This window comes from Paenibacillus sp. M2 (genome assembly GCF_046713495.1).
Lineage (GTDB): Bacteria > Bacillota > Bacilli > Paenibacillales > Paenibacillaceae > Paenibacillus > Paenibacillus amylolyticus_B.
Map to the genome: position 1 here is coordinate 527,456 of NZ_CP169648.1, position 18,553 is coordinate 546,008.

Sequence of the window (18,553 nt, forward strand, 5' to 3'; positions counted from 1 at the left end):
CTTGTTTGGCGTGCCTGCACATTTTTCACTCAAATAAAAACCCTCATTTAGCCGATATATAAGATAAGCCTTTTAGATTGATCCATACATACAAAGAAAGAGGGCATTTTTACATTTTGAGGGGGAGAAAGACATGAGTGAAACTCAGGATAATAAACCAATGAAAGCAGCGAAACCTGCCAAACCAAAACATAATCAAAATAAAAAGAAGAAAAAGAAAGGTTTCGTCTGGAATATAAGGAACAAACTATTGGTCTCCTTCCTGGCCGTTCTGCTCCTGCCAAGCTTGGCGATCGGCTTGATCACACTAACGATGGCTGAAGATGGCGTACAAGGACAATTAGTGGATAGTGCCAAGCAAAGTGTGAGCACTGCCAATACCATTGTAGAAAGCCAAGTGAATTATAAGATCCATGATATTAACTATTTCGGGGATGCCCTTGATCCGGGCTTGGTCAAAGGGGAGAACGATAGTCCAGAGCTTCAGTTGAAGCTGGAGCAATATCTGGGCTTGCATCCCGATGCCATGAACATTTTTGTAGGAACAACGGAAGGAGTCATGGTTCGGGGTAAAGCAACAGCAAGCAGTACGCGGGGAGATGCATATGATCCTAGGGAGCGGGAGTGGTACAAACTAGCGATGGAAAAGCCGGGTACAGCCGTTGTATCCGCTGTGTCTGTTAATACCGATGGCGTTGCCGTTGTATTTATCTCCAAAACATTAAAGGACCAATCCGGTGTTGTCGGTTTGTCTCTGGATCTAACAGACCTGCAAGAGCAAGCATCCATTAAGGTGGGTAAAGAAGGCTACGTCATTATTTTGGATGCAAACAAAAATTATGTCGTATCGCCTGTAGCAGATGCAGGTACACAGGAAGCTAGTGGTTTGCTGGATGAAATGTATGAGGGTAAAGAAGGTCAATTCGATTATGTATTCAATGAGCAACCGAAAACGATGATCTTTGCTACCAATGAAGCAACGGGCTGGAAAATTGCCGGAACGATGTCTAAAAGTGAAATAACCAATGCGAGCAAGGACATTCGCATGATTACATTTGTAGTGATCCTGGCGGCCACGTTCCTTACGCTCATCTTCATAATCTGGTTTACACGCTCCATGCTGCGTCCAATCAAACGACTTCAGGAATCGGCCAGAGCGGTAAGTAAAGGCGACTTGACCGTGAAAATGGAAACTGGGCGTAAAGATGAAGTCGGGGAACTGGCAAAATATTTTGAACGTATGGTCGATAACCTGCGAATGATGATTCTTGGTGTACAAGAAACGACAGAGCAGGTATCTGCTTCTTCTCAAGAGTTGTCTGCCAGTGCAGAACAAACCACCAAAGCGATTGAACATTCAACACAGGCCATTCAGGAACTGGCTGAAGGTGCAGAGCAGCAGGTAAACAGCGTGAAAGATGGATCGGGACAGATGAGCCGAATGGCAGAAGATGTTCGCATGATGTCCGAGCGTGTGCAATCGATTACGGCGAATATGCGGAATACGTCCGGAGCGGCTTCTTCTGGGAATGAGGCAGCAGGACAGGCTGTGGAGCAGATGAACAGTATCCAGGAAACGGTGGAGCAGCTGGGAACGGTGGTTCAATCTCTGAATGCCCGTTCCGTTGAAATTGGTAGCATGGTTGATGTCATTGCATCCATCTCGAAACAAACGAACTTGCTCGCATTAAATGCTTCTATTGAAGCGGCAAGAGCGGGGGATGCGGGTCGTGGGTTTGCAGTTGTAGCCGGTGAGGTACGCAAACTGGCAGAAGAATCCGGAAGTTCGGCAGCGCAGATTGGTGAGGTGGTTCATAATATCCGTCAGGACATGGATGCCGCTCTAATCGCCATGAATGCGGCTCAGACTCGGGTAGGAGAAGGAATTCAGGCTGTGAATACGTCAGGACAATCCTTTGCTCAGATTCGGGAGGCGGTGGAAGATGCTGTTCATACATTGGATGACTTGTCCGCAACAACGAAACAACTGGAGAGTGGTGCATCCCACGTTGCCAAGGCGATGAGTGATATTTCGAATGTGACCCAGGAATCGGCTGCGAATACAGAATCCGTGTCTGCATCTTCGCAAGAACAACTGGCATCGGTAGAAGAGATCGCATCATCCTCGGCACATTTGAACAGTATGGCGGAACAATTGCAGGGATTGCTTGGCATGTTCAAGATGGTGGAGGATACGCCGAAGGATAAGGGCAAAGAATAAATTCCAGCATTTTAGCAACATAATCTACCACAACTTTTATATATAGAAGAAAATAAAGATAGACAATGTTCCTGTAGCCCTGTATAAATATATCGTCTGGTTATTCTGCGCGTATAGCGGTGTAATCTTACAAAACAAGATCGAATTAACGAAATAATATATGGATACAGGGTACAGCAGGAGGCTCTATGGTATACGTAGCAATACTGATTTTTGTAGTAACAATCACCTTGGTAATCTGGCAACCTCGTGGATTGGGGATCGGTTGGACTGCCTCGGGTGGGGCATTGGTTGCCTTGCTATGCGGGGTCGTCAGCTTGAACGATGCCTCGGATGTAGCATCCATTGTATGGAATGCAACGCTGGCCTTTGTTGGCATTATTATGATTTCTCTCATTCTCGACGAGACGGGTTTCTTTGAATGGGCTGCCCTTCATATGGCAAGGCTGGCTGGAGGAGACGGTCGCAGACTGTTCTTCTACTCCATTCTGCTGGGAGCCGCAGTATCTGCCCTGTTCGCCAATGATGGTGCAGCGCTCATCCTGACGCCAATTGTACTGGCGATGGTGCGGGCATTAAAGTTTGATGAGCGTATGGTACTGGCTTTTGTAATGGCGAGTGGATTTATCGCGGATACTACATCGTTGCCGCTGGTCGTCAGCAATTTAGTTAACATTGTGTCTGCCGATTTCTTTGGCATTACATTTGTAGAGTATGCGGTACGCATGGCCGTGCCGAATCTGATCTCGATTGTAGCGAGTACGGGGATGTTATTCTTGTTTTATCGCAAAAGCATACCCCAGCGCTACGACATCTCTCTAGCACGCGATCCGAAGGAAGCAATACGTGATCCACGGATGTTCCGAATTGCCTGGTTCATGCTTGGGCTGTTATTGGTGGCTTACGCATCCAGTGAGTTTCTGCCGATTCCCGTGTCGGTGATCGTGGGCTCCGTTGCGCTGCTGTTCGCTTTACTGGCACGCAAGAGCGAGGCTGTTGATCTGAAACGGGTCATTAAGGAAGCGCCATGGTCAATTGTGGTGTTCTCCGTGGGCATGTATATCGTCGTATATGGACTGCGGAATGCAGGGTTAACGGATCATCTGAGCCGCTGGCTGGATGCCATAGCAGAGCATGGTCTGCTGGCTGCTTCGCTCGGAATGGGCATCATAGCGGCCGTATTGTCATCGGTCATGAACAACCTGCCTACCGTATTGATTAACCTGCTAGCCATCCAAGGCGCGCATACCGAAGGTATCATTCAGGAAGCATTGATCTATGCCAATGTCATTGGTTCCGACCTGGGCCCCAAAATGACTCCGATTGGATCACTTGCCACATTGCTGTGGCTGCATGTGTTATCCCGCAAAGGTGTGAAGATTACATGGGGGTATTATTTCAAGGTAGGCATCATCCTGACGATTCCAACATTATTAATTACCCTAGCTGGATTGGCATTGTGGTTATGGATTCTAGGTTAGTTAAATTAGATTTTACATTAAGTATCAATAAGATAATTCTATTGTAATGTAAAAGGCTGCTCTCACAGCTGGTGCTACGCACTGGCAGCGAGGCAGTTTTTTTCTGCTTTTGTACCTTCTATAGAAGAAACAGATTTTCTTTCTCTATTAAAGAATCAACAAAGTATTTACACAAGGCCAGCCTTTTATAGGGCTGGCCTTCTTTGCCTACTTCCCAGGCAGGAGATGGAAATGCCTGAGATCCAACGAGCGCTGACACAGCGAAGGGAACGGAACGATTGTGGAAAATCGAAGCGTTCGCCTTTATCCCCGGATGTATTCCTTGGAAAAAGTAAATCATATAAATCCGGGGATAACAGCGATTGAAACAACGTCCGTTACCGAAGCGCCCACTTCAGCGCAATTTGTCTCAAATGATTTTCAATATACAGCCGATATTTTTAACATTGCGTTTACAAAACACTGATTTTAAGATGACATACCGAAACTACAATGAGTAAAGAGTTGATGGTGAACAAACAAATTCACAAAACGCCATCACTACATTGGGGGAGGAAAACAAAACATGTTTAAAAAGTTGCCGTTTATTTTGATGACCTTAACGTTCGTACTGGTGCTCGCTGCATGCGGATCGAAAAATGACGCGGGTACAGAGGGTGCTGCAAGCAATGGATCAGGGGAAGCTGCTGCTGAGCTTAGCGGTAACATTCTGGCAGTCGGATCGACAGCATTGTTACCTCTGGTAGAACAAGCTGGACAGAAATTTATGGCAGTTGATGAATATAAGAACGTAACGGTTCAAGTTCAAGGTGGCGGTAGTGGTACTGGTTTGACACAAGTATCTGACGGACAAGCTACAATCGGTAACTCTGATGTATTCGCAGAAGAGAAACTGGAGGACGAAGCCAAAGTAAAAGAACTGGTTGACCATCAAGTAGCCGTAGTAGCTATGGCTCCAGTTAGTAACAAAGATGCAGGTGTAGCAGATTTGACGAAACAACAACTAGTCGACATTTTCTCCGGTAAAGTAACGAACTGGAAAGACGTTGGTGGCGCGGATAAAGCAATCGTTATTGTAAACCGTCCAAGTAGTTCCGGTACTCGTGCAACGTTCGAGAAGTATGCATTGGGTGCAAAAATGGGTGATATCCAAGGTTCGATTCAGGAAGATTCTTCTGGTAACGTAAAAAAATTGGTAGCTGAAACGCCAGGTGCTATTGGTTACCTTGCCCTGTCTTACTTGGATGACAGCTTGCAAGTGTTGAAATACGAAGGTGTAGAAGCAACAGTTGAGAACGTAGAAGCAGGAACTTATCCGGTGTGGGCTTACGAGCACATGTACACCAAAGGTGAGCCGGATGCAGCAACAAAAGCGTTCTTGGACTACATCCTGAGTGACGAAATTCAACAAAACGACGTGACGGAACTTGGATACATTCCAATGTCAGGCATGAAAGTAAAACGCGATGCAGCAGGTAATGTGGTTCAATAATCTTTGAACTTGCGCATACAGCGAAAGAGGCGGACTCAGGTCCCGCCTCTTTACGCGGTTTGCTCTGAAATAATCCCATATTTTGCATTAATTCTACTATAGAAGGATGGTTGTTATGGAACAGACCGAAGGGGGAACGGTAATGAATAACAAGTTGAAACCGCGCCGGCCCTTAAAAGAAAAACATTATTGGGAAGAGTGGACGGGACGGATCTATACGTCGATTTGTGTCGTTTTCCTGATCGTTGTCATGTTTTCCATTGTTTATTTTGTAGCGTCCAAGGGACTGTCCACATTTTTCCAAAATGGAATAAGCATAAGTGAATTCCTTGGTGGAAAGACGTGGAATCCAACTGGAGAACCTGCGTTCTACGGGGCATTGCCGTTCATTACAGGTTCTTTCATTACAACCTTGCTTGCAGCATTGATCGCTAGTCCACTGGGCCTGTGTGCAGCACTCTTCATGACAGAGATTGTACCGGGTAAAGGGAAAAAGATATTGCAACCGGCGATTGAGCTTTTGTCTGGAATTCCGTCTGTTGTGTACGGATTTATCGGTCTGAGTGTCATCGTACCTTTGCTGCGCAGTATCTTTGGTGGAACAGGCGTCGGGATTGCAGCCGGATGTCTTGTTCTCGCGGTAATGATTCTTCCTACGGTAACAAGTATTATGGCAGATGCGTTGTCCGCGTTGCCAAAAGGATTGCGTGAATCCTCTTACGCACTGGGTGCCACTCGCTGGCAAACCATCTACCGTGTCATCATTCCAACGACTTTGCCAGCTTTGTTGACAGGTGTCGTTTTGGGTATGGCCCGTGCTTTTGGTGAGGCCCTTGCTGTGCAGATGGTTATCGGTAATGCACCGCATGTTCCAACATCCTTGCTCGAATCGGCTTCAACATTAACAAGTGTAATTACACTCAGCATGGGTAACACCACGATGGGTTCTGTTCATAACAATGCACTGTGGAGTATGGCGCTTGTCCTGCTGGTGATGACATTTGTCTTCGTCATTCTGGTTCGCCTGCTTGAAAGGAGGAACCGGGTATGAAAATGAAGGCAAAGACGGTAGATAAAATTGCAACATCCGTTATCGTTGTATTGGCCCTGTTCATTGTTATTATATTGCTCGGTCTGCTTGGCTTCATCATGTATAGAGGCATTGGACATATTAGCTGGAACTTCCTGACGAGCGCACCCCAGTTGCTTAAAGGTGGCGGCGGGATTGGTCCACAGCTCTTTAACTCCATATTCTTGCTTCTCCTGACATTGATTGTGACCATCCCACTCGGATGGGGCGGCGGAATTTACATGGCGGAATACGCCAAACCAGGCAAGATTACCAGCTTCATTCGTCTGGTCGTTGAAGTGTTGTCCTCATTCCCATCCATCGTTATCGGTTTGTTTGGTCTCTTGTTGCTAGTCAATCAATTTGGTCTTGGTTTCTCCCTGATCTCAGGTGCCTTGGCTCTGGCGATCTTTAACTTGCCACTGATGGTGCGGACAACGGAGCAGGCCTTCCGGGCCGTTCCGAAGGAACAGAAGGAAGCAGGTCTGGCGCTTGGGCTGTCCAAGTGGAAAATCATTACTTCCATTCTGTTGCCTGTAGCATTACCGAGCTTGATTACGGGTACGATCCTGGCATCGGGCCGGATCTTCGGTGAGGCAGCCGCATTGATGTTCACCGCAGGTATGAGTAGTCCACCACTGGACTTTACGGATTGGAATCCGACAAGTCCAAGATCACCACTTAATCCTTTCCGTCCGGCAGAGACACTTGCTGTCCATATCTGGAAAGTGAATAGTGAAGGTATTGGGCCAGATTCCAAAGAAGTGGCAGCAGGGGCATCTGCCGTGCTTGTCATTCTCGTGCTGGCGTTCAATCTAAGTGCACGCTGGATCGGTCGGGTTGTATTCCGCCGCATGACAGCTTCGAAATAAGGAGGAACCAACATGGCCATACCTTTTGGTACGGAACAGTTAAGCATATATTATGGACATTTCCAGGCGGTCAAACAGATTAGCCTGACGTTTCCTGAAGCAAGCGTAACGGCTCTTATCGGGCCGTCTGGCTGCGGTAAATCCACGTTCCTCCGGTCGCTGAACCGGATGAACGACGAGATTGCCGGTTCCCGTACAGAGGGACATATCTGGATGGACGGTAACGATCTGAATGAGCCTGGAACCGATGTAATCAAGCTTCGCCAGAAGATTGGCATGGTGTGGCAGAAGCCGAACCCTTTTCATAAGTCCATCTACAACAATATCGCGTTTGGCCCCCGCTACCGCGGTACGAAGAGTAAGAAGGCACTGGATGAAATTGTGGAAAAAAGCTTGCGCCGTGCTGCGCTCTGGGACGAAGTGAAAGACAGACTGCATGAGTCAGCTCTGTCTCTCTCTGGCGGACAACAGCAGCGCCTATGTATCGCTCGCGCTTTGTCTGTTGAACCACAGATTCTGCTGCTCGATGAGCCGGCATCTGCACTTGACCCGGTATCTACGGGTAAAGTTGAAGAGTTGATTACCGAACTCAAGAAGGAGCTGCGGATTGTTATTGTTACCCATAACATGCAGCAGGCGGCACGCATCTCGGATTACACAGCTTATTTCTATCTGGGAAGCATGATTGAGCATGGGGATACAGAGCATATTTTCACGAACCCGGACAATCGTCTGACGCAAGAATACATTATGGGTCGTTTTGGTTAATTGGATCATGGAGTGTCACATAGAGCAATAGACAGAGAAATTGAGAAATAAATAGAGACAAAAGAAAGCACAATGCCTGGACGGTTGTTCGGGGGTTGTGCTTTTTTAATTTATAATTTTATTAGAATTTTCTGTATGTGACATAAACATTATGCTACGATATTTAGTAATAAGAGAGCGTTTACATTACTTTGAAGGAGATGTTGATAATCACTACGGATCAGATGTCTTACGACCATATGGCAGCTCAGATTATACAGAACTACACTATTGAGAAACCTGTCGTTTCCTATATTCGTCACAACGAGAATCTGACGTATCATGTCGTTGATGAAGCAAGCGGGCAGAAGTATCTGCTCCGTATCCATCAAGCCGCATATGCAAGTATGACAGGCATTCAGCATACACCTCCTGCGCTGGAGGCAGAGATGAATCTGCTTCATGAGTTAAATGCAACGACAGCATTGCGCGTGCAACATCCAGTACGCAACGCATCCGGTGAATGGGTCACGGTATGGACAAGTGAGGCAGGGAAAGAGATCTGCTGTACAGTACTGGAGTGGATTGAGGGCAGGGACATCCAGCAGGGAGAACGTCTGACAACAGAGCAGATCTATGATCTTGGGGCACAACTGCAGATGCTTCATCAATATGGGCGTGAGCAGAATCAGACAGATCGAACAAAGGTGCGGCCGGCATATGGCAACATTCATGAGAACTTGGTCATGCTAGGGCAGCAAGAGGAAGGTGTCCGACTGGGGATTTTTACAACGGAAGACTTCGATCTGCTTCGTGAGACGTTTGAGAACATTAATGAGCAGCTAGAAACATACCCGCAGCACGCGGAGACATGGGGAATCATTCATGGGGATATTACTCGCAACAATCTGCTGATCACGGATCAGGGGATGTCCATGATTGATTTTTGTCTACACGGTTATGGTTATTATCTTTTCGATGCCGGAGGGGCAGCGCTTATGTTCAATCGGGAGGAACGTGACATATTCTTATCAGGTTATACCAAACAGATCGCACCACTGACGGATCGTGATATCCGATTAATGGAAGGGTTCATGTTGATCTTTACACTTGGTTATTATGCTTTTCAGATGGGGAACGAGTCTAGGCACGAGTGGATGAAAGATCGCATGCCGAAGTTATGCAGCAAGTATTGCAGACCTTATGTACAGAACGAGAGTATCTTCTACGAACTGTGAATTAGGGTGTGCAGATCAGGATAGGCCACGAACAGTGTGGTTCAAATATTATGGTTGCCTGAATACCCGAACAGTTTCGTGGACAATATCATAAATAGTAGTAAGCGCTTTATGAATTGAAGGAAAATGAAATAAGCTGTTTAAAAGTTCTCTTTATCGAATTAATGTAATGAAAGCTGACAAAATATTCTGGTTTTCATCGGTTCAATCGAAAATGAGGGAAATACATCCAAAGAAATCGTTAAGTTTGTTGACACTGATCTTCCGGTCGATTAATCTTAATGAAGAAGAAATGAACGATTTCCATTACTGTTCTGACATACGCTCAGAATGGTTCCATACAGCGGATGATAACGAGCGGGAGAGACCTGAGTTAGCCGAGCAATGGCTAGTCTTCAGGCACCGAAGGAGCAAGCTGCTGCGCACCCGGCGCAGCGGTTAATCTCTCAGGTAAATGTACCATCGTTGGACGCAACTCTGGAGAGTGCGCGAACTGCGCCACCCAAGGGGTATATGATCAGTCAGCCTGGTGACCTTGTCTGCAATTGCAGGGCATGCACCTTGTCGTGAGACACTGCTGATCGTGAAACTCTCAGGTATCGAGGACAGAGAGAGGGCCTGTGGCCTTCTTCTGTCCTTTTTTGATGTCATCATTCAGTAATAAAGGAACATTATGGCATGGGATCTGGATGAAAATGACGAATACAATTGGAGGGTTATAAGGTGCGATTTAAAGATGTTTTCTCAATTATTGGTCCGTCGATGACGGGGCCTTCAAGTTCACATACAGCTGGAGCGGCAAGGTTAGGGAGAATTGCTCGACAGTGGCTAGGATGTACGCCAGATCGTGCCCGGTTGACACTATACGGTTCATTTGCTGACACGTATCAGGGGCACGGAACAGATCTGGCACTGATCGGCGGTTTGCTGGATTATGTCACAGACGATCCGCGTATTCCGGATGCAGAGCAATACGCAGAGGAAGCGGGCATGGAGGTTGAGTTTTATACAAGTGGCCTGCCTGCTCCTCATCCCAATACGGTCAAAATTGAGTTGTGGCATGAAGAACGTGCCTGTTCCTTGATTGGTGCATCTATTGGTGGTGGAAGCGTATCGGTGCATTCGATGAATGATTTTCGTGTTCAGATTAGTGGTGAGTTTCCGACACTCGTTCTGCGACATGCGGACAAAGCAGGAGTGCTTGCCTCGGTAACGTCCACGATCAGTTCATCCGGGGTTAACATCGGGTATATGCAGGTGGACCGCAAAGCCCGTGATGGCGAAGCGCTGACCGCGATGGAAATGGATGGTGTGCCTAATCCTGATATGCTCAAGCGCCTGAAGGAGCTGGATCATGTACTGGATATTCGTGTCATCGATTTGAAGAGAGGAGTTGATTCGGATGCGATTTAAACATTTACACGAACTGAATACGATCTGTACAGCGGAATCCAAAACGATTGCTCAGCTGATGATCGAGGAGCAAGTTCAGGAGACCAATACACCGGAAGCGGATGTTGTGAAACAGATGTCTGAATATTATCAGGTGATGAAGGAAGCGGTACGTAAAGGGTTAACGGAAGATACAACATCACGCAGTGGATTAACGGGTGGAGACGGTAAAAGAATGGCCGAGTACATTCGCAAGGGTGAGACTTGCTCAGGAGATGCTTCCGCACTTGCCATGGCGTATGCCCTGTGTGTATCTGAAGTGAATGCCTCGATGGGGCGGATTGTGGCAACACCAACAGCCGGTTCCTGCGGCATTATCCCTGGTGTTTTTATTAGCTCACAGGAGCGATTTGGCTGGACGGACGAACATTTGGTGAACGGATTGTTCTGTGCGGGAGCGATTGGTTATGTTATTGCGAACAATTCATTTATCTCTGGTGCCGAGGGTGGCTGTCAGGCGGAAGTGGGTTCCGCGATTGGCATGGCTGCGGGTGCCATGGTTGAACTGCGTGGAGGTACACCGGAACAGGTCGTTCATGCGGTTGGCCTAGCATTAAAAAATACACTGGGCCTTATCTGCGATCCAGTTGCAGGCCTCGTTGAGATCCCGTGCATCGTCCGTAACGGACTGGGTGCAGTTACGGCGCTGGCTGCGGCTGACATGGCACTGGCCGGAGTGCGTAGTGCTATTCCGTCAGATGAAGTCATCGACGTTATGCTGGAAGTAGGCAGTGCGATGCCGAGCCGCCACCGGGAGACGGCCCAAGGCGGACTGGCCCAGACACCAACGGGCCGTAAAATGATGCAAAAGCTGGCTAAACCGAAGGCAAAGCGTGCAGAGCCTGAGCAGGAGTCGAAGCCAGCGGATTCTGACACAATTACAAGTGGTACGGATAATGCTCAAGTGCACACGGACCCTCAGGCTTAAGCTGAACGGGACCACTGAGATATAACCAGGGACATTATGATGTATAACGGCGAATACAAAACAAGCGTCCGCGAACCTGAATCCGGGTTCTGCAGGACGCTTGTTTATGCTGCCAGATGAAGCGAAGATAGGCTACTTAGATATGGCTCAGAAGTATGTGTATTATAACTCTAGTCCGGGCTCACAGCCGTACTCAGTACGGCATATCCATATGCGGGCAGTTCAATGGCGAGCACGCCATCTTCCTTGGCGGTACGATGGTTTCCACCGAATAGCTCGGTCCATTCCCCGTCACCGGCCTCCAGTTCGACAATAGCCGTCTCTTCGGATCGATTGAACAGAACCAGAATGCGTTCCTCCTCATTTTGCCGCTCAAATACCAGTTGGCTGCCATCGGTACGAGCCTGCAGGAAACGAACGGTGCCTTCTGCACGCAGGGCAGGATGAGCATGACGCAGGGAGATCAGTTTCTGATAAAAGTCGAACAGTTCTCGGTCCTGCTTCGCTTCATCCCATTCCATGCATTTACGGCAGCCCGGATCATGTTCGCCGTCCATGCCAATCTCGTCTCCGTAATAGATGCACGGCGCGCCCATGTAACTGAACTGGAATAATGCAGCCAGCTTCATCTTGCGCTGGTCTCCTTCACACAGCGTGAGCAGTCGCGGGGTATCGTGACTGTCCAGCAAGTTAAACGCCACTTCGCTGGCCTGAAGCGGATAACGGGATAATTGTCGACCGATGGAGTTCGCGAACTGTTCGGCGTGCATTGTATTTTTCACAAAGAAGGCATTTACGGCATCGGTAAACGGATAGTTCATGGACGCATCGAACTGGTCGCCTTGCAGCCAGGAGGAAGACTCGTTCCATACTTCGCCCAGAATGTAGGCATCCGGATTAGCGGCTTTGACCACACGGCGGAAATCACGCCAGAAGGCATCATCCACTTCGTCTGCAACATCCAGCCGCCATCCGTCCGCGCCCACTTCCTTGATCCAATACTCGGCAACCTTCAGCAGATAGTCCTTAACCTCGGCATTCTCTGTATTCAGCTTTGGCATGTGCGCTTCGAATCCGAAGGTCTCATACGTAGGAATGCCGTCCTTCACGTCCAGCGGGTATTCGTGTACATGGAACCAGTCCTTGTATTTGGATTGTTCTCCGTTCTTCTGTACATCCACAAACGGCGCATACGTCTTCCCGGAATGGTTGAACACAGCATCCAGCAATACGCGAATTCCACGTGCATGGCACAGCTCGACCAGTCGTTTCACGGTATCTGCGTCACCAAAGTGCCGATCTACCCGCAGGTAGTCTTCAGTATCGTATTTGTGATTGGTGGTAGCTTCAAAGATGGGGGTGAAGTAGATCGCATTAATGCCCAGATCACTGATGTAATCCAGATGGTCGATCACGCCCTGAAGGTCACCACCGAAGAAATTGAAGGGTGTCGGCTCGCCGCCCCACGGTTCCACCTTTTCCGGACTAATATCCGGGTTGCCGTTCGCGAATCGTTCAGGGAAAATCTGATAGAACACCGCATCCTTAACCCATGCAGGGGGTGTGAATACAGCTCCGGCATGAATATAAGGGAACTGGAACATACGACCCGGATCGTCCGGTTCTTCTTCCTGGAAGTCCGTCTCGGTCATCCAGATCTGTTCGTCTCCGTTTTTCAGCAAAAAAGAGTACTTCAGTCGGTGGTAGGGAGGTTTCACCTCGCCCTCGAAGTAATCGAACATCGAGTCAGAAGTGAACTTTGTTAAGGGGACCAGCGCTTTGGTTGCATCCCACGTATATTTGTCTCCGGTCAGGGCATGTACCTCAGTCAGATCATTCTTTTTGGCGCGCAGGCGCAGATGGATTGTATCTTGGTCATAGGCATAGGCCCAGTTTCGTTTCGGTTGATGATAGATGGCTTCCAGCAGCATAATGAATTTCCTCCCGTCAGGTGTAGGTATAATATGTACTTGGTAGATTTGATTGATATAACATTCCCCACGTTAATGGATAAGCTATAATTAGAATGTGTGGTAACGTAAAGGAATTCAATATGGTTTCAACAAGATATGAATCCATCTGTTATAGACAGCTTTTATTATGATGATGCTCAGATATATCATTAACCCAATGGGGGCAGAAAGGAAACGACTATTCGAATGAAAACCAAACTGTTATATATTGAAGATGATACGGAAATTGCGACTTGGGTCAGAGCCGATCTGGAGGAGCGCGGTTATGAGGTGGTATGGCTCGGCAGTGGTGAAGGTGCAGCGGAGGCTGCTGTCGGTTGCTCACTCATTATTCTGGATGTCATGCTGCCCGGGCTGGATGGATTTACGGTGGGCCAGCGACTGAAAAAAGAACATCCCGCGGTGCCCATTGTCATGCTCTCGGCCAGAACGTCCATTGACGACAAGTTGCATGGTCTCGATTTTGCCGATGACTATGTAACAAAACCATTTCACCCCGATGAACTGGCTGCCCGGATTGAGGTCCAACTGCGTAAGGCGGGAACTGCGGTCTCATCGGATACAGCTCTGAAGCTGGATCATCTCTCCATCTATGAGAAGGATAACCGCATCGTCAATGAGGAGACGGGGGATGAGATTGTTTTATCGGGAAAACAGTTCCACATCTTCGCCTACCTGCTACGACATATGGGCATGATTCGAACCAAAGAGCAGATCTATGAAGCCGTCTGGAACGAGCCCTATCTGGATGGAGACAAGACTTTGATGGTACATATTCGACATCTACGTGAGAAGCTGGAACTTGATCCGGCCAATCCGGTAATTATTCAGACAGTCCGCGGTGTGGGATATCGCGTGAAGAAGCCATGATCCGGCGGTTCCGAGAACGGAAGACGATGAAGTCAGAACGGAAGGGAGAACGAAGCGCGGGTCAAAAGCAGTCTGGGCGGCGCAAGCTACGCTTCGGGCGGTCCTTGATGTCCAGATATATCATCCTGATTCTAGCGGCAGTATTATTCGTGCCCGTCGTTCTTCCGATTATATCCATCCTATATGTTGTCGTAGTGAATAACACGAACACGAATCAAGCGGCACCCTATGGTGACGTTACTCGGATTAGTAACCTCTGGTCGCGTGAAGCAGAGAACCTGAATGGTGCTTCAGATGAGGAGGTTAAGGCCCGTTTGGAGCAATTACATGCATCGTATCCCAAGTCTTCCATGTATCGTGTGAATGCGAGCGGTGAGACCCTCTTCATTATCGGTGGTGAGGATGTAAACATTCAGAAATCCACATCCCCGGATGGCAGGACAGACACGACATTGAGATGGTCACTGGACACCGGGCAAACGGCAGAGACTCGAATTCCGGCCATATGGAATGTGAGCAACACGGTGCAATTCATGAAAGAAGCATCCTTTCGCGATCCGCTAACCGTAGTTACATACATCGGCGGAGGTGAAAAGGACAAGGGGCAGGGCTTCATGGTCATTGAAGTGCCGCGATCACTTCTGCAAATGAATCAGAGTAACTGGCCGATGGAACTCTTGTATCTTGGTATCGTAATGACCCTCATCTTTCTGATCTTCATCATTATGTCGATTCTCTTCTTCGCACGCATTCGCAAACGACTTATTCGTTTGCAGACGGCCATGATGACCACAGGCAAGGAAGGCCTCCCGCTTCCGGTAGATATCCGCCGGTCAGACGAGATCGGTCAACTGGAGGAATCCTTCAATCAGATGGTGCATCAACTGTCCGATAGCCGTCACCGTGAACGCGAGGAGGAACAATTGCGCAAGCGTCTCATTGCGGGGCTTTCTCACGATCTGCGTACCCCGCTAACGGTGATTCGTGGACATATGCATGCTTTGCACAAGGAAGAGCTGAGCGAGCAAGGTGACCGTTCATTACATCGCATGGAAGCAAAGATGGAGGACCTCGGCGGGCTCATTGACAACATGTTATCCTACAATTTGCTCACGAGTGGGAAATATACACTGAAGCTGGTAGAGAAAGATATACTGCGGATCGTCAGGGAAACGGCGGCCGCCTGGTACCCGGTCTGGGAGAAAGAGCAATTTGAGATTGATATTGACCTGCCAGAGGAACCATTAATCTGGCATATGGATGAACAAGGCATGCGCCGTATTCTCGATAATCTGTTCCAGAACGTAATTCGTCATGCTGCCAGCGGGAAATATATTGGCATATCAACCCAGGAGATTCAGGGTGAGACGGCCATCATTATTCAGGATCGGGGTCCGGGAATGCAACCGAATTCCGACACAAAAGGCACAGGTTTAGGCTTATCCATTGTAGACCTGTTGATTCGTGAGATGGGTCTGCGCAAGCGGGTAGACAGTTCCGAGACGGGTGTCCAGACATATATCTACAGTGGTAAGGGGAAACAGGGAAACAACAAACCGCTGAAATAGCTTTTTTAAACTAAACTTAAACTAGAGACTACTTTGGCTTTAACCTTGGAAGGTTACGATAGTTCCGAGGTGATCATACAGTGAGTGAAAATATTATTCAAACGGCTAATCTATGGAAAACATACCGGGACCGTGCAGCGGTCCGTGAACTTGATCTCCATATTAAAAAGGGAGATATCTATGGCTTCCTCGGTCCCAACGGTGCCGGCAAAACAACAACGATTCGCATGCTTCTCGGCTTGATTAAACCAACCAAAGGCGTGATCCGTCTCTTCGACAAGGATATCCGCAAGGATCGCATGGATATCTTGCGCCGTGTGGGTTCCTTGGTCGAATACCCGTCCTATTACGGACATCTGAACGCAGTAGAGAATCTGGAAACTTTGCGTCGCATCATCAATGTACCCAAATCAAGAATTGCTGAAGTGCTGTCCATTGTAGATCTGACCAAGGATGCCAAACGTTCGGTGAAGGGGTACTCCCTTGGGATGAAGCAACGTCTGGGTATTGCCAGCGCTTTGTTGGGTGAACCGGAGTTGCTGATTCTGGACGAACCAACGAATGGGCTCGATCCGGCTGGTATTCAGGAGATTCGGGAACTGATCAAACGTATGCCTCTGGAACATGGCATTACCGTTCTGGTTTCCAGCCACTTGCTGAGTGAAGTCGAACAGATGGCAAGTCGTGTTGGTATTATCCGTGAAGGCAAGATGGTGCTTCAGGATACCATCGCAAGTCTGCATAGTCAGACGGGTAGCTCTATCCGGTTAACGGTTTCCGAGCCGGAAGAGGCTATGAAGCTGGCGAGAGAACAGGGACAATTTGGTCAGCAACAAGGTTCTGCATTAACGTTCCCTTATATGGATAACAGTTCAGTGGCACTGCTTGTGCGCCGATTAATTGAGCAGGATCATGATGTGTATCGTGTAGAGGAACAGCGTCAGTCGCTGGAAGATCTGTTCATGCGTGTCATTGGCGAGGGGGCTTCCATATGACCGGGCGTGCATTATCGTCAGACTGGCTCAAGATTCGGGGGAAAGGGATCTGGTTTCTTATCTTTCTGGCCCCTCTTGGATTGACAGCGATGCAGGCGCTTAATTTTGGCTTACGGCTGGACTATCTGAAAGAGCAGTATGCAGATAACCTGTGGGGCGGATTGCTCGGCAATGTGGTTGTCTTTGTGCCCTTGTCTCTGATGCTGGGAGCAACCATTCTCAGCTCCATGATTGCTAATGTCGAGCATGAACAGGGATCGTGGAAACAGTTGCTTGCGATGCCCATTCCCAGACCAGCCGTGTATTTGGCCAAGTTCCTGCTTGCTTGTGTGCTGCTGGTGATCTCCTGCCTGCTGCTAACCGCAGGAATTGTTGGTCTGGGTCTGATCCTCGGATTCCATGCCAGTGAGATCCCTTGGACGCATGCCATTAAGCTGGGGCTGTTGCCTTTAGCTGGTGCGCTTCCCGTGTTGTCGTTGGAGTTATGGCTCACAATGGTGAATAAAAATCAGGCGCTTCCCGTCACTCTGGGAATTGTTCTCGCGATAACAGGCATGTTTGCGCTCAGTATCTCACCGTATTTTCCACTTGCTTGGGCACAGATGGCTTGGAATGGACCTAATCCATATCTGTATGCAGGCATGGGGGCAGGTCTGGGGCTCTTGATCCTGTTGTTGGGTATGGTGCATTTTAGCCGGAAGGATGTGGCCTGATATGAGCTTTGCGACAACGTATTTTCGAATTTTGTCTGCTGAGCGGTTGAAGATGGGCAAATCACCCATATGGCTCCTGATTCTGTTAAGTCCACTTATTGCACTGCTCATCGGACTGTTGTCCACTCCATCGGGGAATTGGCAGGTGCTGATGGGCATCATGGTCTTCTTACACGGATTACTCCTTTTGCCGATGCTGACTGGCGTGTTTACGTCCTTTGTCTGCCGTTTCGAACATGCGGGAGGAGGGTGGAAGCAGATGCTGGTTTTGCCGCTCACACGTTCAGGTGTATATGCTGGCAAACTGACGATTGTACTCATGCTTCTGGCGGGTACACAAGTGTTGTTGCTGATATCCATTTTGCTGGCAGGCATGATCCATGGCATTACGATGGAGATACCCTGGGGATTCCTGGTGGGCAAACTACTGCTTGGGTTGTTGGCCTGTGTACCCTTGGCTGCCCTGCAGATGTTCGTTTCATTGGTGTGGAGTAGCTTTGCCGCACCACTCGCACTGAATTTTGCACTGACCATACCGAATATTCTCATTGTAAACTCGGCGACGTATGGGCCGTATTATCCGTGGGCACAACCGATGATTCTGATGACACCCGTGGACGGCGCGGGTTTCGGAGCCTACAACGTGCCACTGATGACGATGCTGGCGGTCGTCGGAGGCAGTGCTGTTATTTTTATTGGAATCGGCATGATGTATTTTGCGAAGAAAGAAATCTGAATAATCCGTTACACACTTGGTTATCGTAGATCAAAATCCTCTTTAAGCAATACATGCAAGCTCTATTGTATGTATGCTTCAGGAGGATTTTTTCTAATATCTGACCCACCCGTCATGAATGGTCAACTCCCGAAATCGTCCTCTCAACTCCCTAACGAATCCGAGGAGTCTTATTCAAGGATTTGAAGTGATCTCAGC

At 48.4% G+C, this 18,553-nt stretch carries 15 protein-coding genes and 1 riboswitch; of the genes, 14 read left to right on the plus strand and 1 reads right to left on the minus strand.

Going from position 1 to position 18,553, the window contains the following annotated elements:
• Positions 1-133: 133 nt before the first annotated feature.
• The 9 genes from ACETMN_RS02545 to sdaAA all read left to right on the plus strand — a co-directional run bounded on the left by ACETMN_RS02545 (position 134) and on the right by sdaAA (position 11,500).
• Positions 134-2,221, plus strand: a complete 2,088-nt coding sequence (locus tag ACETMN_RS02545; protein ID WP_411735721.1) for a methyl-accepting chemotaxis protein — start codon at positions 134-136, stop codon at positions 2,219-2,221.
• A 188-nt stretch (positions 2,222-2,409) separates the two neighbouring features.
• Positions 2,410-3,702 carry an arsenic transporter gene (locus ACETMN_RS02550; RefSeq protein ID WP_091018472.1) on the plus strand — a complete coding sequence of 431 codons (1,293 nt, stop codon included), beginning with the start codon at positions 2,410-2,412 and terminating at the stop codon, positions 3,700-3,702.
• Positions 3,703-4,267: 565 nt separating this feature from the next.
• Positions 4,268-5,194 carry a phosphate ABC transporter substrate-binding protein PstS family protein gene (locus ACETMN_RS02555; protein WP_091018473.1) on the plus strand — a complete coding sequence of 309 codons (927 nt, stop codon included), beginning with the start codon at positions 4,268-4,270 and terminating at the stop codon, positions 5,192-5,194.
• Positions 5,195-5,309: 115 nt separating this feature from the next.
• Complete coding sequence (gene pstC / locus ACETMN_RS02560) at positions 5,310-6,245, plus strand: phosphate ABC transporter permease subunit PstC (protein ID WP_017690972.1); 936 nt, start codon at positions 5,310-5,312, stop codon at positions 6,243-6,245.
• Between the two features lie 2 nt (positions 6,246-6,247).
• Positions 6,248-7,135, plus strand: coding sequence for a phosphate ABC transporter permease PstA (gene pstA, locus ACETMN_RS02565; protein ID WP_192135674.1), 888 nt, complete (start codon positions 6,248-6,250; stop codon positions 7,133-7,135).
• A gap of 12 nt (positions 7,136-7,147) precedes the next feature.
• Positions 7,148-7,903: a phosphate ABC transporter ATP-binding protein PstB gene (gene pstB / locus ACETMN_RS02570; RefSeq protein WP_036616781.1), complete on the plus strand. Its 756-nt coding sequence runs from the start codon at positions 7,148-7,150 to the stop codon at positions 7,901-7,903.
• A gap of 224 nt (positions 7,904-8,127) precedes the next feature.
• Positions 8,128-9,120 carry a phosphotransferase enzyme family protein gene (locus tag ACETMN_RS02575; RefSeq protein ID WP_341072320.1) on the plus strand — a complete coding sequence of 331 codons (993 nt, stop codon included), beginning with the start codon at positions 8,128-8,130 and terminating at the stop codon, positions 9,118-9,120.
• A gap of 348 nt (positions 9,121-9,468) precedes the next feature.
• A riboswitch (glycine riboswitch) is annotated at positions 9,469-9,591 on the plus strand.
• A gap of 252 nt (positions 9,592-9,843) precedes the next feature.
• Positions 9,844-10,533, plus strand: coding sequence for an L-serine ammonia-lyase, iron-sulfur-dependent subunit beta (sdaAB, locus tag ACETMN_RS02580; RefSeq protein WP_091018476.1), 690 nt, complete (start codon positions 9,844-9,846; stop codon positions 10,531-10,533).
• Positions 10,523-11,500 carry an L-serine ammonia-lyase, iron-sulfur-dependent, subunit alpha gene (sdaAA, locus tag ACETMN_RS02585; protein ID WP_091018477.1) on the plus strand — a complete coding sequence of 326 codons (978 nt, stop codon included), beginning with the start codon at positions 10,523-10,525 and terminating at the stop codon, positions 11,498-11,500. The genes sdaAB and sdaAA overlap by 11 nt, the downstream gene beginning before the upstream one ends.
• Positions 11,501-11,670: 170 nt before the next feature.
• On the opposite strand, the gene ACETMN_RS02590 is transcribed toward sdaAA, so the two are convergent.
• Positions 11,671-13,431 (minus strand): alpha-glycosidase, encoded by a 1,761-nt coding sequence (locus ACETMN_RS02590; RefSeq protein WP_341072322.1) that lies wholly within the window; start codon positions 13,429-13,431, stop codon positions 11,671-11,673.
• A 228-nt stretch (positions 13,432-13,659) separates the two neighbouring features.
• On the opposite strand from ACETMN_RS02590, the gene ACETMN_RS02595 reads away from it, so the two are divergent.
• The 5 genes from ACETMN_RS02595 (at position 13,660) to ACETMN_RS02615 (ending at position 18,355) form a co-directional block, all read left to right on the plus strand.
• Positions 13,660-14,343 (plus strand): response regulator transcription factor, encoded by a 684-nt coding sequence (locus ACETMN_RS02595; protein WP_105601503.1) that lies wholly within the window; start codon positions 13,660-13,662, stop codon positions 14,341-14,343.
• Positions 14,344-14,369: 26 nt separating this feature from the next.
• Positions 14,370-15,911, plus strand: coding sequence for a HAMP domain-containing sensor histidine kinase (locus tag ACETMN_RS02600; RefSeq protein WP_341072324.1), 1,542 nt, complete (start codon positions 14,370-14,372; stop codon positions 15,909-15,911).
• 80 nt (positions 15,912-15,991) lie between these two features.
• Positions 15,992-16,906, plus strand: coding sequence for an ABC transporter ATP-binding protein (locus tag ACETMN_RS02605; protein WP_105601499.1), 915 nt, complete (start codon positions 15,992-15,994; stop codon positions 16,904-16,906).
• Positions 16,903-17,619, plus strand: coding sequence for an ABC transporter permease (locus tag ACETMN_RS02610; RefSeq protein ID WP_210110014.1), 717 nt, complete (start codon positions 16,903-16,905; stop codon positions 17,617-17,619). The genes ACETMN_RS02605 and ACETMN_RS02610 overlap by 4 nt, the downstream gene beginning before the upstream one ends.
• Before the next feature lies 1 nt (position 17,620).
• Positions 17,621-18,355, plus strand: coding sequence for an ABC transporter permease (locus ACETMN_RS02615; protein ID WP_411735722.1), 735 nt, complete (start codon positions 17,621-17,623; stop codon positions 18,353-18,355).
• Positions 18,356-18,553: the final 198 nt, after the last annotated feature.